23 protein-coding genes are annotated in these 25,301 nt (G+C 57.4%); 1 reads left to right on the top strand and 22 read right to left on the bottom strand.

Translation table 11 applies throughout. The features are described 5' to 3' along the window. Positions 1–26 precede the first annotated feature (26 nt). From hsdR to V6P94_RS06035, 5 genes are all read right to left on the bottom strand, one after another. The gene (hsdR, locus tag V6P94_RS06055) at positions 27–2,402 is read right to left on the bottom strand and encodes an EcoAI/FtnUII family type I restriction enzme subunit R (protein WP_338649106.1); all 2,376 of its coding nucleotides are present in this window, start codon (positions 2,400–2,402) and stop codon (positions 27–29) included. Positions 2,403–2,517: 115 nt separating this feature from the next. Continuing rightward, a complete protein-coding gene (locus V6P94_RS06050; protein WP_338649105.1) occupies positions 2,518–3,018 on the bottom strand; it encodes a hypothetical protein in 501 nt (166 codons plus the stop codon). Next, positions 3,019–4,263, bottom strand: coding sequence for a hypothetical protein (locus V6P94_RS06045; RefSeq protein WP_338649104.1), 1,245 nt, complete (start codon positions 4,261–4,263; stop codon positions 3,019–3,021). 48 nt (positions 4,264–4,311) lie between these two features. Further along, positions 4,312–5,544: a restriction endonuclease subunit S gene (locus tag V6P94_RS06040; RefSeq protein WP_338649102.1), complete on the bottom strand. Its 1,233-nt coding sequence runs from the start codon at positions 5,542–5,544 to the stop codon at positions 4,312–4,314. Further along, a complete protein-coding gene (locus V6P94_RS06035) occupies positions 5,541–6,995 on the bottom strand; it encodes an N-6 DNA methylase (protein ID WP_338649101.1) in 1,455 nt (484 codons plus the stop codon). The genes V6P94_RS06040 and V6P94_RS06035 overlap by 4 nt, the downstream gene beginning before the upstream one ends. A gap of 328 nt (positions 6,996–7,323) precedes the next feature. Here V6P94_RS06035 and V6P94_RS06030 point away from each other — a divergent pair, with 328 nt between their 5' ends. Beyond that, the gene (locus tag V6P94_RS06030) at positions 7,324–7,590 is read left to right on the top strand and encodes a hypothetical protein (RefSeq protein WP_338649100.1); all 267 of its coding nucleotides are present in this window, start codon (positions 7,324–7,326) and stop codon (positions 7,588–7,590) included. Between the two features lie 325 nt (positions 7,591–7,915). Here the strand turns inward: V6P94_RS06030 and V6P94_RS06025 are convergent, their stop codons facing one another. The 17 genes from V6P94_RS06025 to V6P94_RS05950 all read right to left on the bottom strand — a co-directional run bounded on the left by V6P94_RS06025 (position 7,916) and on the right by V6P94_RS05950 (position 25,106). Then, positions 7,916–8,521 (bottom strand): hypothetical protein, encoded by a 606-nt coding sequence (locus V6P94_RS06025; RefSeq protein WP_338649099.1) that lies wholly within the window; start codon positions 8,519–8,521, stop codon positions 7,916–7,918. Then, complete coding sequence (locus V6P94_RS06020; protein WP_338649098.1) at positions 8,518–8,889, bottom strand: hypothetical protein; 372 nt, start codon at positions 8,887–8,889, stop codon at positions 8,518–8,520. The genes V6P94_RS06025 and V6P94_RS06020 overlap by 4 nt, the downstream gene beginning before the upstream one ends. Before the next feature lie 2 nt (positions 8,890–8,891). Next, positions 8,892–10,418 (bottom strand): DUF3631 domain-containing protein, encoded by a 1,527-nt coding sequence (locus V6P94_RS06015; RefSeq protein ID WP_338649097.1) that lies wholly within the window; start codon positions 10,416–10,418, stop codon positions 8,892–8,894. Next, on the bottom strand, positions 10,415–11,293 hold the full coding sequence (locus V6P94_RS06010; RefSeq protein ID WP_338649096.1) for a toprim domain-containing protein: 879 nt from the start codon (positions 11,291–11,293) through the stop codon (positions 10,415–10,417). Before V6P94_RS06010 ends, V6P94_RS06015 begins: the two co-directional genes overlap by 4 nt. Then, on the bottom strand, positions 11,293–11,517 hold the full coding sequence (locus tag V6P94_RS06005; protein ID WP_338649095.1) for an AlpA family phage regulatory protein: 225 nt from the start codon (positions 11,515–11,517) through the stop codon (positions 11,293–11,295). The genes V6P94_RS06010 and V6P94_RS06005 overlap by 1 nt, the downstream gene beginning before the upstream one ends. Before the next feature lie 137 nt (positions 11,518–11,654). Beyond that, on the bottom strand, positions 11,655–12,236 hold the full coding sequence (locus tag V6P94_RS06000; RefSeq protein ID WP_338649094.1) for a DUF6387 family protein: 582 nt from the start codon (positions 12,234–12,236) through the stop codon (positions 11,655–11,657). A 90-nt stretch (positions 12,237–12,326) separates the two neighbouring features. Further along, complete coding sequence (locus V6P94_RS25050) at positions 12,327–12,551, bottom strand: DUF6387 family protein (RefSeq protein ID WP_405046736.1); 225 nt, start codon at positions 12,549–12,551, stop codon at positions 12,327–12,329. A 100-nt stretch (positions 12,552–12,651) separates the two neighbouring features. Further along, on the bottom strand, positions 12,652–13,896 hold the full coding sequence (locus V6P94_RS05995; RefSeq protein ID WP_338649093.1) for a phage integrase central domain-containing protein: 1,245 nt from the start codon (positions 13,894–13,896) through the stop codon (positions 12,652–12,654). A gap of 203 nt (positions 13,897–14,099) precedes the next feature. Then, positions 14,100–15,824 (bottom strand): D-lactate dehydrogenase, encoded by a 1,725-nt coding sequence (dld, locus tag V6P94_RS05990; protein ID WP_133077043.1) that lies wholly within the window; start codon positions 15,822–15,824, stop codon positions 14,100–14,102. Between the two features lie 109 nt (positions 15,825–15,933). Then, complete coding sequence (locus V6P94_RS05985) at positions 15,934–16,728, bottom strand: SDR family NAD(P)-dependent oxidoreductase (RefSeq protein ID WP_133077044.1); 795 nt, start codon at positions 16,726–16,728, stop codon at positions 15,934–15,936. 13 nt (positions 16,729–16,741) lie between these two features. Next, complete coding sequence (locus V6P94_RS05980; protein WP_338649091.1) at positions 16,742–18,625, bottom strand: TRAP transporter large permease subunit; 1,884 nt, start codon at positions 18,623–18,625, stop codon at positions 16,742–16,744. Then, positions 18,622–19,653, bottom strand: coding sequence for a TRAP transporter substrate-binding protein (locus V6P94_RS05975; protein ID WP_133077046.1), 1,032 nt, complete (start codon positions 19,651–19,653; stop codon positions 18,622–18,624). Before V6P94_RS05975 ends, V6P94_RS05980 begins: the two co-directional genes overlap by 4 nt. Positions 19,654–19,981: 328 nt before the next feature. After that, positions 19,982–21,310, bottom strand: coding sequence for an OprD family porin (locus tag V6P94_RS05970; RefSeq protein WP_133077047.1), 1,329 nt, complete (start codon positions 21,308–21,310; stop codon positions 19,982–19,984). A gap of 109 nt (positions 21,311–21,419) precedes the next feature. Then, on the bottom strand, positions 21,420–21,815 hold the full coding sequence (locus tag V6P94_RS05965) for a PPC domain-containing DNA-binding protein (protein WP_133077048.1): 396 nt from the start codon (positions 21,813–21,815) through the stop codon (positions 21,420–21,422). Further along, on the bottom strand, positions 21,812–22,363 hold the full coding sequence (locus tag V6P94_RS05960; protein WP_133077049.1) for a hypothetical protein: 552 nt from the start codon (positions 22,361–22,363) through the stop codon (positions 21,812–21,814). Before V6P94_RS05960 ends, V6P94_RS05965 begins: the two co-directional genes overlap by 4 nt. After that, the gene (locus V6P94_RS05955) at positions 22,363–23,940 is read right to left on the bottom strand and encodes an acyl-CoA synthetase (RefSeq protein ID WP_133077050.1); all 1,578 of its coding nucleotides are present in this window, start codon (positions 23,938–23,940) and stop codon (positions 22,363–22,365) included. The genes V6P94_RS05960 and V6P94_RS05955 overlap by 1 nt, the downstream gene beginning before the upstream one ends. Beyond that, complete coding sequence (locus V6P94_RS05950; protein ID WP_133077051.1) at positions 23,937–25,106, bottom strand: thiolase domain-containing protein; 1,170 nt, start codon at positions 25,104–25,106, stop codon at positions 23,937–23,939. Before V6P94_RS05950 ends, V6P94_RS05955 begins: the two co-directional genes overlap by 4 nt. Between the last annotated feature and the right edge of the window lie 195 nt (positions 25,107–25,301).

Raw genomic sequence — 25,301 nt, 5'->3', positions numbered from 1 at the left:
GTAAACGGCCAGATCAAAAAAGCTTCCTAGCTCAGGTAAAGATACTGCTGAAAGCCCACAAACGCTTTGCGCACGCTATCGGGAGATCCAAGGTCAGCAAATGCATCCGCAATAGCGTTGTTGTACTTAAGCTTCAGCAGTGGTCCCAGTTTAATCTCGTCGAGCTCATCCACTCCGGCACTGACGTAGTGCGCGAGCACGAAAGTCAAAAACGCCTGCTGCTTGTCGCTGAACTCCTTACTGATCACAATCCTCGCGCGCTCAGCCCTCTCTTCACGGGTGAGTGGGGTGTCGGCGTAGGCAACAAAGGCCAACACATCGAAGATGTCGCTGTTCTCGGCATGGATGATCTTCTGCATTTCAGCAAGCTGATCTTTCCCATATCCTTTCTCAGCGAGGCCGTCCAGCAGCTTGCGCCGAGTATCGGGAGCGCTCCATATGGCCCGCAGCTCATCCTCGTCCTTGAAGAACTCCGGCAGTTTTCCGAATAGTGACTCCATAAATTGTGCGGCGGACATAGGGGTGCCATCCGGATGCCAGAAACTGGTCGCAGTCATGAACTGAATTTGTCGCTCCTTGCCGTCTGCAAGCTTTACCTTCGCTTTTTTCGTGCAGGTGCAGGGCCAGTTTCCGCATTTCGGACACGGCTCTTTCGGGCATGTGCAGAGTTGATTACCGCAGGTTGCACAGGGTTTCAGTGGCGTCTTTTCGCAGGTACAAGATGCATTTCCGCATTTCTTACAAGCCTCAGGTTCCACCGGCTCGCCATCCCATTCCGGATCACTGAAATGATGATGGGCCTTCACGAAGTCGTAGATCGTGAAGTAATCCTTGCCGTCGTAAAGCCGAGTGCCGCGTCCGATGATTTGCTTGAACTCGATCATCGACTTCACCGGACGCATCAGCACGATGTTGCGCACATTGCGCGCATCCACGCCGGTCGAGAGCTTCTGCGAAGTTGTAAGAATGGTCGGAATGGTCTTCTCGTTGTCCTGAAAGTCGCGCAACCATTGCTCTCCTAACGCGCCATCATTTGCCGTCACGCGCTGGCAGTAATTCGGATCTGCGCTCTTCTTCGTCTGGTTGATCAGATCGCGTACTGCCAGCGCATGCGTCTGCGTGGCGCAAAAGACGATGGTCTTTTCCTTCTGATCGATGTCTCCCATGAAAATCTCGACGCGTTTCTTCTCGCGCTCTTTGATCTCGATAATGCGGTTGAAATCGGCCTCGTCGTAGCGTTTGCCAACCTCGATCTCGCCTTCTACCACAGTGTCGTCGGCGGTAAAAACATAGTCATCCAGCGTGGTCGCAATTTGCTTCAGGCGGAAAGGCGTGAGGAAGCCATCGTTTATGCCATCCTTCAGCGAGTAGATGAACACTGGCTCGCCAAAGTAGGCGTAGGTATCTCCGTTATCCTTGCGTTTCGGTGTCGCAGTGAGGCCCAACTGCACGGCTGGCGAGAAGTATTCGAGAATACCGCGCCAGTTGCTCTCGTCATTTGCCCCACCTCGGTGGCATTCGTCGATGATGATGAAGTCGAAAAATTCCGGAGGGTAATCACCAAAATAAGGAGTTTCACCAGGCCCACTCATGAAAGTCTGGAAGATCGTGAAAAAAATGCTGCCGTTCTTAGGAACTTTACCTTTCTTCTTGATTTCGTCCGGAGCGATGCGTAGCAGTGCATCTTCGGGGAAGGCTGAAAAAGCGTTATAGGCCTGATCGGCGAGGATGTTGCGATCAGCCAGAAACAGGATGCGTGGACGGCGTGTTGGTTCCCCATCCGATTTCCAGTCCGTAACATTCCAACGGCTCTGGAACAATTTCCACGCCAGCTGGAACGCGATAAAAGTCTTGCCAGTGCCCGTTGCCAGCGTCAGCAGAATGCGCTCTTGCCACTCGGTAAGCGCACCCAGCACGCGCTCAATGGCGATGTCCTGATAGTAGCGGCCCTGCCAGTAACCACCCTTGTCTTCAAAGGGCACAGCAGCAAAGCGTTCGCGCCAGGCATTTTCAACAGCGAAAGTTGCCTGCCACAGTGCTTCAGGTGAGGGAAAAGTAGGCTGTTCGCCTTCCACGCCGGTGTGCATATCAATGCCGTAAACACCCTGGCCGTTGCTGGCGTAGGTAAAGCGAATTGAAAGCTTGCCCGCGTAGTTCTTGGCCTGTCCAACGCCCTCAGACAACGGTTTATGCCAAGCCTTAGCCTCCACCACCGCTAGCTTGGTGTTGCGGTACTCCAACACATAGTCAGCCGTGAGCGCCTCACCGCGCTTGCCATTGCCCTCAATACGACCCAGCGTGATTGGGTACTCGCGGCGGATACGGCTACCTTCAACCACGCCCCAACCAGCGGCAGCTAGCGCTGGGTCAATGTATTCGGCTCGGGTTTCGGCTTCGTTCATTCTTAGTTTTAGCCTTAATTCATAAGGTGAGTGGCGTAGGAGGCGTTTTAATCGATAAGAAACCTTAGCCGCCCCATGCTATACAATCCATGTTCTAGGAACGTTAAAATCAATATCAAACAGAAGGAAGCACCAACACGGTTGCCTGGATGTCGATTCGGAAACCGTAGCTCTGAAAGAATCGCCGCTTCAGTTCGTGGTCGATAGTCGCGAACGCCCTGTGCCGCTTGTTGCAAGCGAACGCTTTCTTGTGACGAAAGCGACTTAGGTCATCTAAGTGATGTTGGCGAAGAAACAGAATCGTCGACTCCAATTGGGCAATAGCATGTGGCTGCCAGTGTGCTCTCTGATCTTTCAACTCCACCAAGTACAACAGATCAACTGTGGTCAGCATGCCATCGCAGCGCCCCCGGTCCGGCTCGTCGCCATCCTGTATGACGCACTTGTCGATAGCCGTGAATATGACTGGGCTCTGTGAGGGGTTCTCAACGGTCGCAATCCATATCGACGGAGTGTTGGAATCGACATAGGCGCGAGTGGTGTTCTGATCATCACACAATCCGAACTTCACTTGGTTGAAAGGACCGCTCTGACACTCTGGATTAAAGAAATCCACTCAGATAGCCTCTTCCAGTTCCAACAACCGGTCGAACAGTTCGTTCCCTGCTAGCAGCCATTCGTTCAGCAGGTTGTGATCCGAAGGAATTCCCTCGAAAGAGGGCAAACGGGTAATACTGCCGTCACGCTCGTTGCACTGGTAGATCGCCAGCTCATCAGGTAGCAACAATGCCTGCAAAGGTACGATCTCATAAAGTGCGGGTAGTAAATCCTCGCGCTTTTGCTCAATGAGGCGCTGCTGCAGATGCTTTCCCTGAATCGCAAGGCTGAGGTAATTCACGATGTATGGACTATGCGTAGTCAGTACCAGGCGGTTGCGCATACCTTGATTGTTGAAAGCAAGCAGGCTTTTCAGAATGTCCCACTGCGACGAGGGGAATAGGTTCTGCTCAGGCTCCTCGACGATGTTTATGAATGCCGTCTTATTGAAGCGAGCCGAAAGCACCGAGAGCGCAGCCCGCTTTTGTTCTTCCGTCAGGGTCTCATTGGCAAAAACACTTTCCACGCCTTTCTTGAACCGATCCAGCTCGTCGGCACTCATCGGCTGTTGGCTGTTCTGGCTCTGCTCTTGCACCATATTGGCGAGGTACTGACTTACGAGATACACCGGCACGAAAGACTGAAAGCCGCTAGATGCATCCGTCAGCCTCAGCTTGTAGCCTGGTCCTTTGAGATTGAGGATGTCGTTTAGCTTGTCATACTCAATTTCGCTATCGTTGATCGGTAATTTCAGCGATCCCCGCAAATTGTCTTTAGCTTGATCAAATGCTGTCAGGAATTCCTTCAGTGACTCGGAAGAGAGCTTTAACTCTCTCGAGCTCCTCACATACGAAATGAAGTTGCGCTCCGCTGGCACATACATAACCTGCGGCAGAGCATAGCCTTGATGTCCGGTTTCCCTGATGCTCAACTGCCCGCCCGCATAGCGGAGTGCATAGGCTTCACCCTCGTATTCAATCTCGACATTTCCCCTGTCACTCGTTTCCAAGTAATTTTCTAAGCGGTGATAACTCAGGTATTGGCTCTTCAGTCGCCCCTTTCGCTCAAACCACTTCTTCTCGTAATCCCCCCGCACTAAGGCTTTCTCGATCCAAGAGAAGGTGGAGTACAACTTGGCCAAAGTGCTTTTACCCGAGCCCTGATTACCGATGAAGACCGTAACCCGCTTGATATCGATCCAACCACCATTCTCCGAAAGACCAGGGCCGATGGGACCGAAATTATTGATGCGCAGGCGGCTCATTGTGTGTCTCCAAAGAGTTTCAAGTCAGGGTCCATTCCTTGCCTTTCCTTACAAGTTACCCGAAAAGGCATGATGCAGCAGAGATCGCTTGAGCTCGTCTAGCGCTTCGAGCTTACGCTGGTAGAGGGCCTCGAGGTGTCTGGTTTCATCTTGAATCTCTTCAAGTTTTGAAACGATGCATCTTTGTTCATCTACAGAGGAGGGAAATGCGACAACGACTTCACCTATTTTGGTTGGTGACGTGTGACGCACCTTTACGCCGGAAGCACTGCCGTGAATTGCTTTGCGCACTGCTTGCGTGTTGAAAACATGAAAGAAGAATTCGTTGAGCCAAGGTACACCGGTCTTTGGTGTGACGAGGCCGAGACGCTGGTTATGAAGGAAGCGCCCTGGTTCCGGAACAAGAATGGGGCTGCCAAGCAAACCTGCCGCTTGCTCTGTCATAGCAACTAGCAAGTCGTTCTTTTCAAGAATGAAACCAGTTGGAATATCGCCGCAATAGTATTTCTGCTTTACGCCTCGATCACGATATCCGCCTGATTCGTAGAAATTCCCAGGGGTTAGAAGTATATGATCCCCTTTATCAGTGAAGAACTCACTCTTGAAAGCAAAGCCGTGCTTAATGTTGCACAGTTCTGACAACGGCTTTTCCTGCCACCCCTTACCCCTTAAGCTGAAGACGTCCTGGAGGCAGCTGTCAAAGAGGGCCCGGGAGTTTTGGCGATTTTGCTCGGCGGCGGAGCAGGCCGTGGCGATGCCGGCCAAAGCTTCATCGAGGATAGCTGCAATGCGCCGCTGTTCGGCGAGCGCGGGAAAAGAGATTTCAATTGCCTTGTATGCGTTACCGTCAAGATTGCGTATGCCAGTCGAATGGCTTTGCATTTTCTCGGTTATGCCACACAAATACGTCCAGTACAGCAGTTTATGCAGGAAGCGAAAATCCAGTTCCTGCGGGTCTTTGATCCTTAAGGCCGACGTGAAATTGCTGAACGAAAACAGTCCTTCCTGTTTATCAAACAGTACAACTCGTCCAACCGGCTGCTTCGGACCTCCCCCTGACTTTTCTAGGATAATGTCGCCGAACTGCAGGCGACGCTTCTCAAACTTCTTAGCTTCAACATCAAGGTAGGCAATGTCTGAGTCATCGAGTGCGCCATCTTTCGTGAAGTTCGTGTTTCGAATCACGCCGACGTTAACAAATGGCTCTTTCTCGCCCTTCCAGAGACCATTGGAAAAGTGACATGCTTCAATCAGCGTCTTTTTCTGCCACCCCGCCCTCATAGCATCCCCCTGATACTTGCCAGCACATCCGCGCTCACGGCATCAAGGGCCGTAATCTCATCCAAGATGTCCTGTGGGCTGCAGTGGGTAACTTCTTCACCGCCGTTCGGGTTCTTCACCGATAGATCGTAGCTGGCCGCACCAATGCTGGCAGCGTCCACGCTCCAGCTCTTGTCCGAGTCTGCAAAGCTCTTCTGCAACACCACGAACTCTTCGAGATCGGCGTCATTCAACGGGTTGGTCTTGCCCATGTTGCGACCGGGGTCGAGCTGGTAGTACCAAACTTTGCGAGTAGGCGCGCCTTTCTCGAAGAACAGCACGACGGTTTTAACGCCCGCCCCCAGGAAGGTCCCGCCTGGGCAATCGAGTACGGTATGTAGATTGCAACTCTCCAGCAGAAGCTTTCTCAGACTCACAGCGGCATTTTCACCGTTGCTGAGAAAGGTGTTCTTGATGACGATGGCTGCGCGACCACCAGCCCGCAACATCTTGATGAAGTGCTGCAGGAAGAGAAACGCGGTTTCGCCCGAACGAATCGGGAAGTTCTGTTGTACTTCGGGTCGCTCTTTGCCGCCGAAGGGCGGGTTGGCGAGAATCAAGTCGAAGCGATCTTTCTCCTGCACGTCTGCGAGGTTTTCAGCTAGCGTGTTGGTGTGCAGAATATTGGGGGCTTCGATACCGTGCAGGATTAGATTCATGATTGCGATCACATAGGCGAGGCTCTTCTTTTCCTTGCCATAGAAAGTTCGTGTCTGCAGGGTTTCGAGGTCTTTTGTACTCAGATTGGGCTTAGCGCTAAGGTAGTCGTGCGCTTCGCACAGGAAGCCGGCAGAGCCGCAAGCCCCGTCATAAATGCGCTCGCCGATCTGCGGCGCAGTCACCTGGATCATGGCGCGAATTAGAGGGCGCGGAGTGTAGTATTCGCCACCATTGCGCCCGGCATTGCCCATGCGCTTGATCTTTTCTTCGTAGAGCGCGGAGAGCTCGTGCTTCTCGACCTGTGAGCGGAAACGCAGTTCGTCGATGTGATCAATGATGTCGCGCAGGGTGTACCCGCTGCGGATCTTGTTTTTGATCTCGCCAAAGATCTCGCCAATCTTGTACTCAATGGTGTCTGGACCCGTCGCACGTTGCCTGAAGCCGTGCAGATAGGGAAAAAGCTTACGATCGACAAAATCGACCAAGTCATCGCCCGTGAGCGCGGTATTGTGGTCAAGCCCGCCGGAGGCATCCTTCGGCGCGGCCCAGGCGCTCCAGCGGTAAGCCGGGTCAAGAATGTAATTGTAGCTCTTACCTTCGAGCATGGCCTCGCTGGCCTTATCCTGCTCTAGCCCATCCAGGTACTTCAGAAAAAGCAGCCAGGATGTTTGCTCGGTGTAGTCGAGCTCGGTGGTACAGCCGCTTTCTTTCCAGAGGGCGTCGTCGATATTTTTGAAGGCTTGCTCAAACATGAAATACGGTGTCCTGGCGATGTAGCGCGGGGCAAAGACGCTAATCTACCTGCTATCCTCCTGGCCTGAAAGTTTGTATCGCCTAAGCACCTCATCCCTATCAGCAAAGCTCAAAGATTTCGCGTCTAAAACTGCGAAACAGAGTTTTACCGTATGATGATTTTTAGGGCTCCCAGATGTAGTGTTCTGAACTTCCATATCAAAAATAGTAATACGCCGGCCCTTCCAATTGGCTATGCCATAGCGGGGCGTATTGTGATGTTTCGCGCGCGTACGGTTTAAGAAATTATCAATTTCTCACAATGACCATCAGACAGGGCGAGCATGGATGAACAGACAACGAGAACTCTCAGAACACAGAATCACTCGTGACCTGGGGGAGGCTTTGGCTCAGCGCCTGGCTATTGGCTGTATCCGTAATCTCCAGCGCATCCAGGACTGTCTGTTGTCGGGGGGCGACACGCCGCTGAGCAGCATCTGGGAAGAGATCTGCGTCCAGCAGCAGTGGGAACTGTCGTTTTACTGGCGCGCCTACCAAGACACAATTACCGCCTCCGTCGAAGGCCGCATTGAGGGCTTGCAGCCTTACGAGTAGGACGCTCTTTGGCTGCTGACTCGCGAGAGCGAATATTGGGATTGCAAATCGGAAAGTGATCGCGAGTCCTACCCGGTGCTCCAAGACGATGTGGTCGATTACATTCGGGACGAAATACTCGGTCGAGCCAACGACTGGAGCAATGAGCGGATTCGGCGCTACTTAGCACGCCGTTATGAGGTGAATTGAGAGTGAGCGCCATCCCTAGCGTTTCGCTCAGTCCAAGATCTCGCGACGAATCTTGTCCTGCTCTCGCAGCTCTTCAGCCAGCTCTCGCAGCAGCGGCCTCATCCCGCCCGTCCAGGCATTGCGAGAAGCAGCGGTCTTACCCTCGGCGCTTCGCGGCCCGGTGCTTTGCTCCCAAGGTCGCCATTGCCGGATCAGCTCCGCCTGCCGAGCACGTCGCTCGGGTGTCCAGCCGTTCGCCATGCTCCACCTCCAATAGTTCGTTCTGCGCTTTTTTGGTTTTCCGCGTGCGCGCGGGCTTCTCTTGAATACCGTTGTTGACTTGGACCTGATTACCGATGTTCGCCTGCTTCACGAAAGCGATCTGCTTGGGAGCTTTGAGTTCGCCCAGGGTCTGCAAGGTAGCCCTGGCCTGGTTCTGGGCCTTGAGCGCCAGACGCATGTAGGACTCCAACCCGCCCATGTGTTTGGCCGACAGCGCCCGACTTGCGAGATGCGTGAATAGAGCGTCCAAAGTGTGTGCCTGCGCCACCAGCATTTCTTCTGCTCGGGTCATGTCACCGCGGGTAATTGCAGCCGACTGCCGAAAAAGTTCGGAGACAACCTCGGTAACCGGCGTCTTGCAGAGCAGGTTACTGCTAACAAGCAATGCAGCGCTCAGGAACTCCGGTGTCAGGTAATTGCGGGCGTTGATCTGGTCCTCACTTTCCTCAATGGCTAACTTCACTGTCGGGGCGTCGCTCATTCGCTCGTCTCCATCTGGGTGTTTTCATAACGCTGGCGCAGCGCTTCCCCTATTGCACAGTAACGAACAGTCGGTGCGTGACAGGCATCGCAGCGCATCAGATGGCCGATGTACAAGTCGCGGGACTGGTGCCATTCAGGTGAGGCCGTCGCAGCAGTGCGGATGAGATGTTGCGGCTCGTGCTGCTGCGCTACTGGCGCGATCTGCGGATCGTTGGCAACTTCCAATTCGACCAGCAGGTCAGCGCGGTGATCGCTCAGGTACTGGCGGTGCTCGTCGGTGATACGCGATGCTGGGGTCACGCGCAGTCGCTTGCCCTCCAGCTCGACGACCAGGCCAGCCTGGCGCAAATAGTCCAGGGCGGCCATGGCTAGAAGTACTCCGCTGTGTTGTCTTCGTGCTGTACCGCTTTTTGATCCGCTACAACGCTACAAGCCTCGGAACTACTGGCTTTCAGCGTTTTTTGCTTCGCTACAGACGTGACCTGTGTAGCGTTCGAAAATTCGCTCAAAGCCTCATGGTTGCTGGTCTGTAGCGTTGTAGCGGTAGCCGCGGGGGTAGTGCCGGGAAGGTAGCGCTTCCATACGTCTTCGAAGTCGCTACGCTCGAAGCCTTTTTTTACAGCTACCCCAATACGCACGTCTTTCGACTTAACGCCAAAACCCTCAACGCGATCGGTGAGCTGACGGCGAGTCATAGGGCGGCCACGATTCCAGGTTGCCCAAGGCGCTTCCTCATCAGCCAACAAAAAAGCGAGAAGGTCTTCTCCGAACATCTTGAACGCATGCTTTTCCGTGAAAGCGGTGCGAATGTCGTTCAGCAGTTCGGCATCTGCGCTCGGAGCTTCCTCCTCCAGGCCGTGAAGCGTGATCGCAGACTGACGAGCAAGGCGCAACCAGTCACCACCAGCGACTTCCGCAATCTTCAGAAGCGGTTCCCAGCAATCATTGGCCCGGTCGTTCAAGCCTTCGATCTCTGCCGGCCTGGCGAGTCGTACTGCATCCCGGTTGTCGATGGCGAAACGGGCCAATTTGCCCGCCAGCTCGGCAAAGACGGCGGGGTCGGCATGGCGAATCTTCACCGTGCGCTCCCCCGGCAGTTTGCGGCGCAAGCGCAGCGGAATGCTGCGATCTGCCAGAGTGTCGGCAATTTTGCCGATGCCACAAAGCGCCTTGGCGCCCCACACGTTGAAGCGGGTTGGCATGTGATCATCGCCCACACAGCGAATTACGAACGCCGTATCACGGGTGAAGCCGGCATTCAGAATGCCGCGCGCTTCCTCATGCGCGGCCAAGAAGGCATCCACCTCATCAACCATCAAGGTTGGCGTCCACAATTCCAAGGCACGGAAAAGCGCAGCCGGGGCGATGTTGGAAACGGCCAGCGGACGACAGGCCAGCCGTGCCAACACGCCCAGCATTACGGTCTTCCCGCAACGCTTTTCTGGGGCTGTGATGTTGGCAATTGGTGCCACGTCCACCACGTCGATAAACCAAGTGAAGGCAACCCACAGCGCAGCAGCGTGGATTGTCGTTGGGTCGGCAATGACGTGGAGGCGGATAGCGGCTGCCACTTCATGCAAAAGTACCGCTCCGTCAACCGAATCGGGCGAAATCATCACCTCGGGGAACAAGTCGGCGCTACCGGTTTCTTTGGGACTGCTGATGCCGGTCAGCTTATCCAGGTCGACCATGCTTACGACATTAACGTCCTTGATGGCCTGCCGGCAGCGCGCCCAACGTGCCGGATCGGTTTCACGTACTAGGCGCAGAAGCACCAGCACCTCAACCTCAAACACGGCACCGGGATCTTGCTTGAGCTTCGAGATGGCGATTGCGATAGGGTCAGGCGCAGGCAATGCTTCGGGCACCAGCAAGCTTACGTTGGATGCGTTCATGCGTTGGTCTTCCGCCATTGATGCAGATCGTTGAAGTCGGAAAGTTCCATCGGTTCGGCACCAGACCAGGGCGGGAAAACCAGCCCGCAGCCCAGCGCGATAGCCGCCTTAGTGGCGGCAGTCCTGCCTGGGTTACCCTTGGTCTGTCGGTCATCATCGCCCGCTACGATAAGCACGGCTTCAGAATGCTCGCGTTGCAGGCGTTGGCCAACTTGCAAGAGGTTGCCGGCATTCATGGCACAAGCCACGGCGGCCCCAGTTTGGGCGTGGATTGTGGCGCCGGTCGCCCAGCCCTCGCATTCGTACAGCGGCTGACCAGCGGTGATAATGCCCAATGGCGAGTAGCAACCCTTGATCATGCCGCCTTTCAGGAAGCCCTTACTTCCGTCCGGATGGATGCGTTGCAGGCTCACCACCTGCCGCCCTAGGCACAGCGGTACTAAAAGTACGTCGCCGCGTTGGCGCAGGATGTAAGGCTTTGCACCTTTGCGGGTCAGGTAGGGGTGATCGGGATCAGCCGGTGCGCCAGCATTCCACAAGCGCAGAGCTTTGATGGCGGCAGCTTGTTGGCGCTCACGCTGTTTGGCTTTGAGCTGCTGCTGGGTCCGCTTGAAGCCCTGGACGATCATCTGTGCCTCCAGATGATTGACCGGCTTACGGCTGTGCCATTTGTACACACCCCCAGCCTTCCAGCTACCGTAACAGCCCGTGGCGATGCGATCGGTATACAGCACATACCAGCCGTTCAGACTGCCAGGCTTATCACCGGGGACATGGAAGCGATGAATATTGCCATCTGGAATCGGCAGAAAATCAAGTGGGCCATAAAAGGCTTCAAGAGCATCATGAAACAGCAGAGAGTGGCCGTGTTTCATTATTGGCACTCCAACTGCTCGGAAATCCAAGCATCTACCTCCAATGAGTCCCAACCAACAACATGCGCACCAGCGATGCGGCGCGCCTTCGGAAAGCGGCCCTCTTTCATCAAATCATAGATTTTGGTCCGCCCCAAACCCGTTGCAGACTTCACAGCCGGAAGCCGCAAGATGCGGCGCTGGGTGGCTTTATGTTGGGCGTATTCTTGGTTGGTTGCAGCCATCGTCGTCTTCCTCTCGACTCCGCAGCGGCGCTGCGGATGGCTACATATTCAATACACCAACGCGGTTGAGTTCGATCCGAGTTTCAGGGGGCGAAAACTTCCGGAAAGTTTTAGCTCTCAAAAACTTCCGAAAAATTTCAGCCCGCTACAACCTCCGAATCAGCTGAAGCTTGCGTAGCGGCCTCGACGGCGGCCAGCGCTTGAAGCTCTGATAGGTCGCGTACCAGTCCAGCAGCCAGTGGAACGACTGTCTTGCTGAACGAGCTCTCGCCTTTGACATACCCGACCGCATCAGCCATGACATGGCGATTGATGCTGTTGCCGCTCAAGAGCTCCCAAATCCGAAGGTCCAGATACGGCAGCAAGCCAAAGCTCGGCCATCGGTAATACATTTTTTTCCTACCTAGTGGTGCGCTGACCTGCTTGGATCTAATCTCTTTGAGCAACGCCGCGAATGCTTGTTTCAGCACGCTATCCGGTGCGCTCAGGTCAAGTTGCACGACAGGCGACGCAGGGGCACCATTGAAATAGTCGATGGACAACGGGGTTGTTTGGCCACTTGGAAGAACTCCGTGCAGGAGCGGAATCGCTGGCGACCGATCTGGCAGAGGTTGAATCCCAGGATTGATTGCCGCCCACTTATGGTAATGGCTCTTCTTCACCTTCCCCGCTATCAGCGCTTGCTTATCTCGGGCCATTTGCCAGGCAAGATCATTCATGCAGACTGGTTTGACCGGCATACTCGGGCCATCTGAAATCCATTTGCTTGGCATGCATTCTGATTGATCCTCTATAGGATTCTCCCAAATCTAAGTTGCCCCTTCTTCCACGCTCCGCTGCCACACCATGCAGAGAGTGTCTTGAATGAATTCCGGTACATCTTGAGAAGAGTCACCCCCAGGGTAGTGCCTCAGCAGATCACTGCGTCGTTCCAGTTGTTTCATCCACTCAAAAGCCCTGAACGATTCAACTCCCTTGTATTTCTTCAGGTCGAACCACCCTGGCAGATCTTGCAGTCTTGTAATTTTTGCCACTGCTGCGCCTCCACAGGCAACCTACACAAAAAAGCCGACCAGCCAACGGGGTAGGTAATCCCGCTTTTCGCCCAGTCGGACTAGGCTGGTCGTAACTTGATCAGGCGCGCTTGAAGTCGCCTTGAATGACGTTTGCCGCTGGCGGGGTGGTAATAAATTTCGCCCAATCAGCCATTAAGGCGCGGCGCTTTTCGATGAAGTCGGATCTGGAGTAGGCGGCCTCGGTCTGGTCACGCTCGTCGTGGGCCAAGGCCAGTTCGCAGACTTCACGAGGATACTGAGTGTATTCGCTTGCCCAGTCACGGAAGCTGGACCGGAAGCCGTGACGGGTCACGTCATCATGCCCGAGGCTATGTAATAGGCTGCGGATGGCGTTGGCATGCATAACGCCAGTCTTGCCTTGACCAGGGAATAGGTACGAACTGTCCTCGTCGCGCGGAAAAGTTTCCAGCAGCTCGACAACCTCGGAAGCCAAGGGAATATTGAAGGCTTGGCGCATTTTCATCCGCTCGGCAGGCAGCGACCAGATACCGGCCTTCAAGTCGAACTCCGACCACTTTGCAAAGCGGACCATGAGTGCGCGCGCACCAGTGAGGATGAGCAGTCGAGCCGCCACAGAGGCGCGAGATTCGTCCATCGCCAGCTTGACCATAAGCGTCGGCACATCCTTCCACTTCATCGCAGGAAAATGCTGGCGCTGGCGCGCTTTTTTCTTTTCTACTTTGCTCAGCAGGCTGTCCAGATGCCCGCGCCAGCGCGCCGGATTGTCACCATCGCGCAGCTTGTGCGCCTTGGCGGCATCTAGGACCTGCTCGATTTGTCCACGCACCTCGTCGGCGGTGCGGGTTTTGGTTGCCCAGATTGGGCGAAGTACTTTCAGGACCTGCTCGGTCTGAACCTCAGCAGCAGGTAGCTTGCCTATGATGGGGAAGGCATACAGCTCCAGCTTTCGCAGCCAGCCTTTACGCCACTTTTCCGACCAAGTGGAACCGTGAGCGTTCCGGTATTCGGTCGCGAGCGACTCAAAGGTCACCCGACGCGATTGTGCTTGTCGCTCGGCTTCGCGCTTCACTTCTCGCTCGAGATCACGGGCGGCCAGAGGGTCACTGCCAGCAGCCAAGACCTTGCGTTGATCTGCCGCCAGTTCGCGGGCCTTCGCAAGAGTGATGGTTGGATAAGGGCCCAGCCCCATTTCACGGCCTTTGCCCTCAATCTTGTAGCGGAAAATCCAACTGGACACCCCAGCTTTGCTGATCTGGAAATACAAACCATCACCGTCGTTGGTTTTGCCTGCGTCTCCAGAACGGGCAAGTGATTCGATTGCCTTGATCGTCAGCTTGCCCATAAAGCCTCCTCAGTCCGACCCACACTTTGACCCACACCCTAATCGCGGTTTCCAGCGATCAACGGCGGACACTTATGAACTGATAGTAGGCTTAAAGCCTTGTAAAATCTAGGCTTCGAGGAAGTCTGCGAAAAACTGCGGACCAAAGAAATGCCGGCCACAAGCCGGCTTTTTAATGCCTGCAAAAAAGTGACCAGCCCCGCTCAGCCCTCTCCCTGCCAATGTCGACACTTCGAGGTTTTTCCCACGCCCGGATTGAAGGCATTGCACGGATCCAGCTCCTTGTAGAACGCCTTCAGATCGGGTTTCGCAGGATAGAGATGGCCGACGTTATGCTCTGCCGGGTATTCAGCACCACGCTCGTCCAGAAGCGCCCACATCGCATGCTCCACCGCCAGGCAATCGCTGCCCTTGCGCACGATGTAATCCTGATGGAAGACGTGACAGAAGAAATGCCCGTAGTACAACTTCAGTACCAGTTGCTGCTCAATGGATGCCGGTAGCGTCTCGAACCAGTCGCGGTCGTTGCGCGCCAGGGCGATGTCCAGCGCCACGATATCTTCAACCGTTTTGTCATGGATCGCCCGATACCGAATCGCCGCACCGGCTGCCGCGAACCGATGCAGGAACGCCTTGCTGCCCTCCTCTGCAGTGCAGCGAAAGTAATCTCCCTCGCGCCCCTCGAACAATTGACTCAGGTAAGCCTCGGCCGGTTCAAGAGAAGCCGCCGAGACCTTGAGCATCAAGTAATGCTCATACCGCTGACGAAAGTTGGCCATGCGCTTGGGAAGGTGATCGGGAAAGCATCGCGCGATGCCTTGCAGGACGCGGTCTGATAAGTGCGGTCGCAACCCGCTGAACCGCCCGAGAAAGTTGTCCACCCGGCTTTTGAGGGCAAACATTTTCGGCAGGCGCCGGGTGCCCAGGTGATGGATCATCAGAAAGGTGTCCTTCCCGTACTCAGCCGCCACGTCATAAGCATCGCGGTGCATGTATTCACCGGCGATGGGCAGCTCGGAAAAATGTTCGAGCATGTGCCGACGGATGTCGGTCAGGTCGGCGGAATCGTTGGTGCCAATGTATAAGACCGCGGTATCGCATTCGGCGGCAAAGGTGTCCAGGCGCACCGCGAACACCGCCAACTTGCCCGCACTGCCGCTGGCCTCGTGCAGGCGCTGTTTGTCCGCATTGAACCGGGCTGGTGTGGACGCGTCGATATCACGCACATGGTCCGCATAGCCATGATCGGACCCACGCCCGGCGTCGGCCTTGATATCCGCTTCGCTGTATCGACCGGCATCCAGGTTGCTCAGGATCTGCTCGGGGGTATCTCCCAGATTGACCCCCAGGTGGTTGACCAGATGCAACTGGCCCTGTGCATCGAGCTGGGCATACAGCGACATCTCGGTATAGGCCGGGCCGCGGCGTATCAACGAGCCCCCGGAGTTGTTGCAGACGCCACCGAAGACCGAGGCCCCTATGCACGAAGAACCGATTACCGAGTGCGGTTCGCGGCCCAGGGGCTTGAGCACTGCTTCCAGCTGATCCAGGGTTGAGCCGGGAAAACAGATCACCTGCCGCCCCTCCTCGATCACCTGGACCTTGCGCATGCGCAGGGTATTGATGATCACGACCTTGCGATCGTATACGCCATCTGGGGTCGAGCCGCCGGTCAAGCCGGTATTGGCCGCCTGCATGATGACGATCAGGTCGGCGCCGACACAGGCTTTGACCACCTGCCATTGCTCAAGCAACGAACCCGGGCATACCACAGCGACGGCGTTGCCCTGACCAAAACGAAAGCCCTGGCGAAAACGCACCGTGTCGCTGGCTTGCGTCAGCACATGGCTGGGACCAACGATGGTTTTAAGGTGGGCAATCAGGTCGGGGATGGCAGCTTGATTCAAAGGCGTAACAATGGCGTTCATGGGTATTTCCGAAAATTCAGGCGCGATCAGGCAGGCGCAGTGCTCAGGGAGCGACGCGTTTGACAAGCAGGTGCGGCGTCCACCGATTGAGTGGACGCGCCACGGTCCCTTAGATTTCCAGAATGCCCGACGCCATGTAGCCGCCGTCCACCGGAATCACGTGACCGCTGATATACGAAGAATCGTCGGACGCCAGAAACGCAACCGCCCCTGCCATTTCCGCAGGCGTTCCGTATCGACGCATCGGCACTGACCGAGCGTAGGAGTCCCGGGTTTTGGCCGAGTGCAGCCTCTGGGTCAACGGTGTGTCCACCGGGCCAGGCGCGATGCCGTTGACGGTGATACCCAAGTCAGCCAGCTCCACGGCCATCTGCCGGGTCAGGCCGATGATCGCCGCCTTGGAGGTGCCGTAAGCCGTGCGACCCATGCTCGCCCGCATTCCACTGATGGACGCGACATTGATGATCCGCCCCCAGCCGTTGGACTCCATCAGGCGGGCCGCATGCTGGCCGCACAACAGGGAGCCGGTGAGGTTGATGTTCAATACCCGCTGCCAGTCAGCCAGGTCACACTCCAGGAAGGCCTGGGTCTTGGCGATCCCGGCGTTGTTGACCAGGACATCGCAACGACCGAAGCGCTGGTGCAGCTCCTCGAATGCCGCAGCAATAGACTGCGCGTCGCCCACATCGATGGCCAGCGCCAGCGCTTCAATGCCTTGAGCCTTGAGACCGGCAACCATTTCTTCGGCCGCAGCCAGGTTGATATCGGCAACCACCACGGTATGCCCGTCGTGCCCCAGCCGTTCGGCAATGGCAGCACCAATCCCCATCGCCGCTCCCGTGACCAGGGCCACACGGCCCAGCGCTGCAACAGGCGTGATTTTTCTGTTCGCTAATTGGCTCATGACAAATGCTCTCTTAAAGGAAACCGATGGAGATCCACGGGAAACAGGCAACGATGATCAACGCCACGATCAGTGCGCCGAGGTAACCCCAGACGCGGCGGATAACATGGTCCGAGGACACTTTGCTGATGGCGCAGGCAGCGTAGAAACCGACGCCCAGAGGCGGTGCGAACAGACCGATACCCATGGCCAGGATCACCACCATCGCGTAGTGCACCGGGTGGATCCCGAGCATTTCCGCCAACGGGAACATCAGCGGACCGAACAGCACGATCGCCGGGATCCCCTCCAGGACGCTGCCCAGAATCACGAACACAAGAATGGTCACGACCATGAAGCCAATCGTGCCCCCCGGAATCTCGCTGATCAGGTCCACCAGCGCGGCCGAGAACCCGGACTGCGTGAGTGCCCAGGCCATTGCAGATGCCATACCGATGATCAGCAAAATCGAGCCGGACAATGCCCCTGCCTCGAGCATCATCGGGTACACCCTTCTGAACTCGATGTGGCGCATGAACAGGTGCATCACCAGTCCGACCATCACCACATAAGCCACTCCGATGGTTGAGACTTCGGTGGCGGTGGCTGCGCCTTCCAGCACGGCCACTCGAATCAGCAATGGCAGCGCCAGAGCAGGCAAGGCGATCATGAACGTACGGGCGATGACCGACAGCGGTGCGCGCTTGACGGTGGGCATGGCCTCCTTGCGTGAACGCCACCAGCACACCAGCGCGATGACCACGGTGGCAACCACCGCCGGCATCAGGCCGCCGATGAACAAGGCCGTAATGGACACACTGCAGACTGCACCGATGGTGATCAACACCAGGCTCGGCGGGATCGTCTCGGTCATGGCTCCGGTGGCTGCCAGCAACGCCGCCAGCTCTTCAGGTTCGGAGCCACGCTTCTTCATTTCAGGAAACAGCGCCGGAGCCACCGCTGCCATGTCGGCAACCTTGGAGCCGGAAATCCCCGATACCAGAAACATCGCCCCCAGCAACACATACTGCAACCCGCCCCGCACATGCCCCAGCAGTGAGGCCATGAAATCGATCAACGTCTTGGCCATGCCCGAAAGCTGCAGCACCACCCCCAGCATGACGAACAGCGGCACCGCCAGCAGCACCATGTGCGACATGCCTTCGTCCATGCGCCCGACCACGATCGACAACGGCGCGTGGGTAACCAGCGCCAGATAGGCGATGGTTGCAGTACCGAAGGCGAAGGCGATCGGGATGCCACCAAACACGCAGGCGCCCAGCAGCACCAGGAAGAAGATGATCAGGTTGTAGTTACCCATCCCCACCAGCAGCGGCTGGCTGAGCCACAAAGCAGCGGCAACGACCGCCACCACGCCGACCCCGGCCATGAACTGGCGCATCGTGGAATACCGCGCCATGCGCGACACCGCAGCCAGCAGCATCAGTATCGCGCCGACCGGCAAAGCCGCAGCCCGCAAGCCGTCGGGGATGCCCAGGGCCGGAGTCGTGATCGACATCTGCTCATGGGAGTGCTCCATGGCTGGCCCGATGATCACCAGTACGAACAGGCACACCACCAACGCCGAAAGCGTTTCACAGAATCCGCGCCAGGCCACCGGAAGCTTGTTCACCAGGGCGGACATGCGCATGTGTTCGCCGCGGTCCAGGGCCAGCACCGAGCCGAACATGGCCAGCCAGATGAACAGCGAAGAGGCCAGTTCGTCCGCCCAGATCAACGGGTTGTGCATCACGTAGCGGGAAATCACACCCGCCAGCAACACGCAGGTCTCGATCACCAGCAGAGCAACGGTGATCGCTCCGACCACATGAATGCACCAGGTATTGAGAAACACGAGCGCCCGGGCCGGCAGGCGCATGGAAGTAGTGGGGGCCACTGCCACCGACGCGCCCATCATGCGAGTTTCCCGGAGTATTTTTCGAGGATTGCCCAGGCAGCGTCGCCGAACTTTTCGTGCCAGTCGGCGTAGTAGTTGGCGGACTGCAGGCGCTCACGGAACGGCTCCGGCGGCGACTCGACCAACTCCAGGCCCTGCTGTTTCAAAGTCTCGCGGATGGTGCCTTGAAGCTTGGCGAGGTCATTGCGCTGGGACATGACGGCAGTGTTGATGTGCTTGCTGACAATGGCTTGCAAATCCGCAGGCAGGCGGCTGAACGAGGCATTGTTGCCCAGCATCCAGAAACCATCCCAGACGTGGTTGGTCAGCGAGCAGTATTTTTGCACTTCGTAGAGTTTGGCCGACGAGACCAGGGTCAGGGGGTTTTCCTGGCCTTCGACAATGCGGGTCTGCAGCGCCGAATACACTTCCGAGAAGTTGATGCTGGTGGGGGCGGCCTCAAATGCGCGGAAGATCGACATGATGATCGGGCTGGGCGGCACGCGCAGTTTCATGGCCTTCAGGTCGTCAGGGGTCACGATCGGCCGGGTACTGGTGGTGGTTACCCGAAAACCGTTGTCCCAGATCTTGTCGAAGGCGAACAGGGTATCGGTCTTGGCAATTTCAGATCGAACGTGGGCACCCAGCTCGCCGTCCATCGCGCTCCAGACTTGATCGTAATCCTTGAACGCGAACCCCACCGCGCTGATCTGCACCGACGGCACCAGAGTGCCGAGAATCACCGGCGACAGGGCGAACATGTCGACGGCGCCAGAGCGCACCTGCGCCAGGGTGTCGGTGTCGCTGCCCAGCTGGCTGCTGGGGAATACCTGGATCTGTACCGCACCGTTGGTTTCTTCGCGTACCGCCTTGGCCATTTCCCGTGCCCGCACATTCATCGAGTGGGTGATAGGCAGGTTGTTGGCAAATTTAAGCTTGAACTCGGCGGCCTCACTCTTGCCGCTGTAAAGGCCAAGCCCTGCGGTCGCGACGGCAGCGGACGCAAGGGAGGCCGTTTTGAGAAAATTGCGGCGAGTAAAGTCGCTCATTTGGTTCTCCTGACTTTATTATTTTTATGGATCAATGACCGTGAAATAGGCACTGGATACGCAAGCTATAGCAATTCAGGTGCCACGAAAGACGCAGCCCTGGTGGAGGGGAACCAGGTTTGTATTCAACTGGCTGTTTTCACTAGGAAAAATATCCTACTCACTAGTGTTTCAATTTCTTACAGCACTCAGGGTAGGACGGGTGATGTGACAGGTGTCTCCCTCAACTGTCTCGCTGGCCAGCGCAACAAGTGACACCTGTCCTCAGCAGATCAAATTTCAACGATGGGTAAACAACAAGGGGCTCTGGCAGCCGAGCCCCTCTGAACTAGAACAACGCCAGGGTATAGTTGATGGATACCCGGTTCTGATCCTGGGCATATTCGCTGGGCACGCCACTGCGCATCGTTCCGTTACGCCAGCTGAACCCGACGCCCTTGAAGGTCCCGGTCTGCACCACGTAATCCAGGGCCAGGTCGCGCTCCCACTCTTTCTCGGTGCCACCGCTCGCCATGCGGATATTAGTGCCTTTGAGATAGGTCACGGACGCCACCAGCCCCGGCATGCCCAGCCCGGCGAAGTTGTAGCCGTACTGCCCGAATGCCGTACGCTCACCTGCCCGGGTGAAGCTGGTGATCAGGCGATCGGTGAACAGGTAAATGCTGCTGCCTGCTGCCCCCTCGTTGATATTGCCCTGGTTGAGCTGCACGAAGTTGCCGCTGTCGGACACACTCTGGTAACCGAGCAGGAAAGAATTGCCCCCAAGGGCATAGGTAAACATCGCACTCCAGGTGTCGTTGTCGATTTTGCCAGCGGTATCACCCAGGCCACTGACCCGATAACCGGCTGCGCGACCCGAGGCGGAGTCGTTGCGACCGTCGGCGTCAGTCTTGAAGTAACGCAGATCAGTCGTCAGCGACTGCCCCTCGCCCAACGGCAGCACATGCACCAGCCCGCCAAAATGTTGCACGTAATAGTCTTCCAGCCGGGATGTGTAGTATTGCAGCGTGAGGTCCTTGGTCAGCTTGTAGTCGGCACCGGCAAACAGGAACTCATTGCTCTGCTGCGTGCCGCCAGCAACCGCGAACCCCGAGCGGTTGCTTGATCCGCGGCCGGTGGCGTGTTCCAGGCGACCGCCAACCAGAGTCAGGTTGTCCACTTCTTTGGAAGTAATCATGCCGCCTTCGAAGGTTTGCGGCAGCACTCGACCATCGTTGGCCACCAGGATCGGCAACTTCGGCTGCAGCGTTCCGTAACGGGCTTCAGTCTGGGAAAAGCGCATCTTCCCGGTCAGCCCCAGGCGACTCCAGTCATCCACCGCACCGCCATCGCTATCATCAGGGATCATCGAGCTGCCGCGGTGATTGCCTTTGCCGCCATCCAGGCGCACACCCTGCAAACCGAGCACGTCCAGTCCAAAACCGACGGTGCCTTCGGTGAAGCCGGATTTGTAATCGAGGAAGAACCCCTGAGCCCATTCCGCCGTCTTGCTTTGCCCGGCGGGACCGGTGCGATCACGGTAATCATTGTTGAAGTAGTAGTTGCGAAAACCCAGGGTGGCCTTGCTGTCCTTGACGAAGTCCGCATACGCCAAGGGCGACAGGACAATCCCCGTAGTGGCGAGCATGGACAGTCGAACGAAAGGAGTTTTTTTCATTATTGTTTTCCTGATGGGCGTGGCAATACGAACGAAAGGCCGCGAACACAGGACTGCGGGACAACCCTGTGTGTGCGGTTTCGATTTTCTTGTTATGGGTTGCGAGGGTTCAGTCGGGCAGCCACTCCTGCAGCGTCAACTCGACCGTGATGAACGTGAGGTTTTTGCCGCGCTCCAAGCGACCGGCGTAGAGCTTGCCGTCCGCATCGGCTAGCACCGCCTGCAGACGACTTTCACCGCTGAGAATTTCGCCGCTGATGCTGAGGATTTCCACCCCCGGACCTTCGACAGGGATCTTCATCATGCCTTCGCGGCCCTGGTAGCTGAGCTGACCATCAATCAGGCTGCCCAGACCGCCGCGCACCACGGCCAGATGGATTCCGTGCTCTCTGCACAGGGCTTCGGCACTGTCGATGATGTCTTCATTGGGCTTGAGGCGTGCGATGACCAGACGGCCCAGTCGGCCGCCCTGAACTTGTGATTCCTGGACTGCAGCGACGTTCATGACACCTCCTGGAGAACGGGGTGAAGCAGGTTGAAGTGGGTTTCAGCGTCAGGCTGCACCTGATAGGCCACCTGATTGAACAGGCAAAGACTGATCGTCATGGGCTCGCTGCCCACGATGAGTTTGTCCAGTACCAGATGCCCGCCGTGCTGCTCGCCATTGCTGTCCAGAAACCCGGCATGGCCGTGCAGCAATGGAGCGCCCCGGACATCGCGCCCGACGGTGATGGCGCCGCTGATAAAGGTGATATGTCCTTCAAGAACCACCGGCTGGCCGTAGTCATAGGGCCGCTCCGGCTTGTCGGTGACGATCATGCGGTGATAGCTCAGGTGCGCGGCGCCGCCACACACAATGCGACCCACGGCACTGGCGAAGCATCGACCTTCAAGCACCTTGAGCAGGCTGGCGCCGACATTACTGCCCAGCGGCAGGACGATGCGTATCTCTTCGCTGCCGGGCACTTCCAGGTCAAGCAGTCGCGGGGCCAGGGACGGGCCTGCGTGGATGAACGTGCGCACGCCGCTGCGCTCGGCAAAATGAGCATTCATCAGGCGACCTCCTGCCGTTCTTCGAGCAGCGCACGGATCTGCTTCTTGACGATTTTGCCGTAGCCGGACTTGGGCATTTCGGCCCAGCGCACAAAGCGCTTGGGCCATTTGTAGCGCGCAATGCGTGGCTCCAGGTAGGCAAGCAGTTGTTCGTCCGTGACCTCGGCAGTGGTGACGATGACGGCGTAACCGGACTCCCCCCACTTGGCGTCGGGCATGCCCAGCACCGCAGCCTCGGTTACCGCTGGATGGCTGAGCAGGGCCTCTTCGATCTCCCGTGGATACACGTTCGACCCACCGGAAATGTACATGTCCGAAGCGCGGCCCGTGATGAACAGGTAGCCCTGTTCATCCAGATGGCCTAGGTCACCCGTGTGGAACCAGCCGAACTTGAAACAGCTTTCGTTGGCCTTCGGGTTGTTGTAGTAACCGCTGAACACTGCGGGCCCGCGCACGCAGATTTCACCGTCTATGCCCGTGTCCAGTTCGTTGCCCGCCTCGTCGAGAATCGCCACTTGCATGCCGGTTCGAGGGTAGCCGCAGCTGCCGACCTTGGCGTCTGGCGAGTCTTCACTTTCATGGCAGTCGGCGGGCAGCACGGTGATGTTGCCGGTCACTTCGCCCAGGCCGTAATACTGCACCAGGACCTTGCCCAGTTTGTTCAGGGCATGGCGTTGATCAGCGCGGTACATCGGCGCGCCCGCGTAGATCAGGTGTTGCAGGCTGCTGTGGTCGTAGCGGTCGACGGCATCGCTTTCGGTGAGCATTTTGACGATGGTCGGCACGGTGAACAGGTTATCCACGCGGTACTCCTGCACCAGGCGCCAGGCCTCATCGCAATCGAGCTTGTCGCTGGCCGGCAGGACGCAGGCAGCCCCTCGGGCGACATTGACCAGCGCATGGATACCGGCGCCGTGGGAGAGCGGAGCGAGCACCAGCGAACGCGAGTGCTGGTTCAGGCCGGGCATCAGGTCGGCGATGTGGTTGGTAATGACAAAAGCCATCTGGCCGTGGGTCAGCACCCCGGCCTTGGGGTGGCCGGTGGTGCCTGAGGTGTAGAAGAACCACAGCGGGTCGTGGTACGTCACTTCGGCCGCACGGAAAGCCGCATACGAAGCGCGGCCCTCATCCAGCAACTGCTCGTAACCCAGCTCACCGCTGCGGGGCTGACCGATGGCGATGACCGTCTGCAGGCTGGGCGACGCTTCGCGCACAGCGTCGACGTAATGTTCGAGACCTTCGTCGTAAAGCATGGCCACCGCGCCGCTGGAGCTGCCCAGGTAAGCCGCCTCCACCGGGGTGATCCGCACATTGGTCGGGACCCACACAGCGCCCAGACGAAACGCGACCCAGGCACTTTCGAACAGCGGCAAGTTATTGCGCGAATGCACCAGCAGCTTGTCGCCCTTACCGATACCGCGGTCGCGCAACGCGGCGGCGACGCTATCGACCCGCATGGAAATTTCTTTCCAGGTGTATTCACGTCCACCCCGGATAAGGCCGGGCGCATCGGGATAGCGACGTGCGATCTGGTTGAGCATTTCGCCCAGGTTCATGACGTTGTCGATACCTTTCATTGCACGGTCTCCAGGATGCTCACGTAGTTGGTCACCGCCGCGCCCCCCATGTTGAACACGCCGGCGCGATCGGCCGTGGGCAGTTGCATGTCCCCCGCCTGGCCCGTGAGCTGCATGGCGGCCATGACGTGCATCGACACCCCGGTGGCGCCGATCGGGTGGCCCTTGGACTTGAGGCCGCCAGACGGGTTGATCGGCAGGCGCCCGTCCTTGCGACTGATGCCTTCGGCGATGACACGCGCCCCCTGGCCGCGCTCGGCCAGGCCCATGGCTTCGTATTCCATCAATTCAGCGACCGTGAAGCAGTCGTGGGTCTCGACCAGCGACAGGTCGTCCAGGCTCAGGCCTGCTGTTTGCAGGGCCTGCTGCCAGGCGCGGGCTGCGCCTTCGAAGAACGTCGGGTCTCGCCTGGACAGCGGCATGTAGTCGTTGACTTGCACCGCAGAACGGAAGCGCACGGCTTGACCGCGACCGCCCACCAGATCCTCGCGGCTGATCACCAGGGCGGCCGAGCCATCGGTGATCAGAGAGCAGTCGGTACGTTTCAGTGGCCCGACCACAAACGGGTTTTTCTCGGAGGGATGACGGCAGAAGTCATAGCCGAAATCCCGGCGCATGTGAGCGTACGGGTTCAGTACACCGTTGGCATGGTTCTTCGCGGCAATCATCGCCAGCGCATCGGACTGGTCGCCGTAACGGTCGAAGTAACTCTGCGCAATGTTGCCGAACACGCCTGCAAAGCCGCCCTCAATGTTGGCTTCTTCCTTGGCGTAACAGCACTTGAGCAGGATCTTGCCGACCTCGGCGGTGGGCAACGTATTCATCTTTTCGAAGCCCACCACCAGGGCGTGCTTGCTCTGGCCGCTGAGCACGGCCTGCAGCGCCGAGTGGATGGCAGCGGAGCCGGTAGAGCAGGCGTTTTCCACGCGAACTGAAGGCGTGAAGCGCAATTGCGGAATGTGATTGGCCAGCAGCGCAGATGGAAAATCCTGGTAGAGAAAGCCTGCGTTGAAATGGCCGACGTGAACGGAGTCGATCTGCTCCGGCGCGATATCAGCGTGCGCCAGCGCGCCCAACGCGGCCTCGGCCATCATGAGTTCAGGGTCGAGTTGGTCGAACTTGCCGAATGGCGAGTGATACCAGCCAGTAATAACAGGCGATCGCATAAGGTGTTCCTTGCATTAACTGTGTTTGCAAGGTCGATAGCAAGAGCGGTGCCAAAGCCCGGCCAAGTTGGCGCAGGCCTTATGCAGCAAGGGGTGCAGGGGAATTAGGGTTGCCGGGGCAACTGTCGCCTGAGCGCAGGCGGGAGACACTCAGGGAGACAGCTGTCACTTCAGATCCGTGTACGGGCTCAGGGG

Origin of the sequence: Pseudomonas sp. ML2-2023-3, assembly GCF_037055275.1 — a bacterium.
In the GTDB taxonomy this organism is placed as follows: domain Bacteria; phylum Pseudomonadota; class Gammaproteobacteria; order Pseudomonadales; family Pseudomonadaceae; genus Aquipseudomonas.
Note: the sequence above shows the minus strand (reverse complement) of the source record. Positions and strands in the feature narration are given on the sequence as shown.

Coding starts and splice junctions, on each gene's coding strand:
- V6P94_RS06005 (WP_338649095.1), bottom strand. CDS start 11,517: ATGGCTGCAACCAACCAAGAATACGCCCAACATAAAGCCACCCAGCGC.
- V6P94_RS05985 (WP_133077044.1), bottom strand. CDS start 16,728: ATGAGCCAATTAGCGAACAGAAAAATCACGCCTGTTGCAGCGCTGGGC.
- V6P94_RS05980 (WP_338649091.1), bottom strand. CDS start 18,625: ATGATGGGCGCGTCGGTGGCAGTGGCCCCCACTACTTCCATGCGCCTG.
- hsdR (WP_338649106.1), bottom strand. CDS start 2,402: ATGAACGAAGCCGAAACCCGAGCCGAATACATTGACCCAGCGCTAGCT.
- V6P94_RS06015 (WP_338649097.1), bottom strand. CDS start 10,418: ATGAACGCATCCAACGTAAGCTTGCTGGTGCCCGAAGCATTGCCTGCG.
- V6P94_RS05995 (WP_338649093.1), bottom strand. CDS start 13,896: ATGGGCAAGCTGACGATCAAGGCAATCGAATCACTTGCCCGTTCTGGA.
- dld (WP_133077043.1), bottom strand. CDS start 15,824: ATGAACGCCATTGTTACGCCTTTGAATCAAGCTGCCATCCCCGACCTG.
- V6P94_RS05950 (WP_133077051.1), bottom strand. CDS start 25,106: ATGCGATCGCCTGTTATTACTGGCTGGTATCACTCGCCATTCGGCAAG.
- V6P94_RS06035 (WP_338649101.1), bottom strand. CDS start 6,995: ATGTTTGAGCAAGCCTTCAAAAATATCGACGACGCCCTCTGGAAAGAA.
- V6P94_RS06030 (WP_338649100.1), top strand. CDS start 7,324: ATGAACAGACAACGAGAACTCTCAGAACACAGAATCACTCGTGACCTG.
- V6P94_RS06010 (WP_338649096.1), bottom strand. CDS start 11,293: ATGAAACACGGCCACTCTCTGCTGTTTCATGATGCTCTTGAAGCCTTT.
- V6P94_RS06020 (WP_338649098.1), bottom strand. CDS start 8,889: ATGGCCGCCCTGGACTATTTGCGCCAGGCTGGCCTGGTCGTCGAGCTG.
- V6P94_RS05975 (WP_133077046.1), bottom strand. CDS start 19,653: ATGAGCGACTTTACTCGCCGCAATTTTCTCAAAACGGCCTCCCTTGCG.
- V6P94_RS05960 (WP_133077049.1), bottom strand. CDS start 22,363: ATGAATGCTCATTTTGCCGAGCGCAGCGGCGTGCGCACGTTCATCCAC.
- V6P94_RS06000 (WP_338649094.1), bottom strand. CDS start 12,236: ATGAATGATCTTGCCTGGCAAATGGCCCGAGATAAGCAAGCGCTGATA.
- V6P94_RS06040 (WP_338649102.1), bottom strand. CDS start 5,544: ATGAGGGCGGGGTGGCAGAAAAAGACGCTGATTGAAGCATGTCACTTT.
- V6P94_RS05965 (WP_133077048.1), bottom strand. CDS start 21,815: ATGAACGTCGCTGCAGTCCAGGAATCACAAGTTCAGGGCGGCCGACTG.
- V6P94_RS05955 (WP_133077050.1), bottom strand. CDS start 23,940: ATGAAAGGTATCGACAACGTCATGAACCTGGGCGAAATGCTCAACCAG.
- V6P94_RS05970 (WP_133077047.1), bottom strand. CDS start 21,310: ATGAAAAAAACTCCTTTCGTTCGACTGTCCATGCTCGCCACTACGGGG.
- V6P94_RS06045 (WP_338649104.1), bottom strand. CDS start 4,263: ATGAGCCGCCTGCGCATCAATAATTTCGGTCCCATCGGCCCTGGTCTT.
- V6P94_RS06025 (WP_338649099.1), bottom strand. CDS start 8,521: ATGAGCGACGCCCCGACAGTGAAGTTAGCCATTGAGGAAAGTGAGGAC.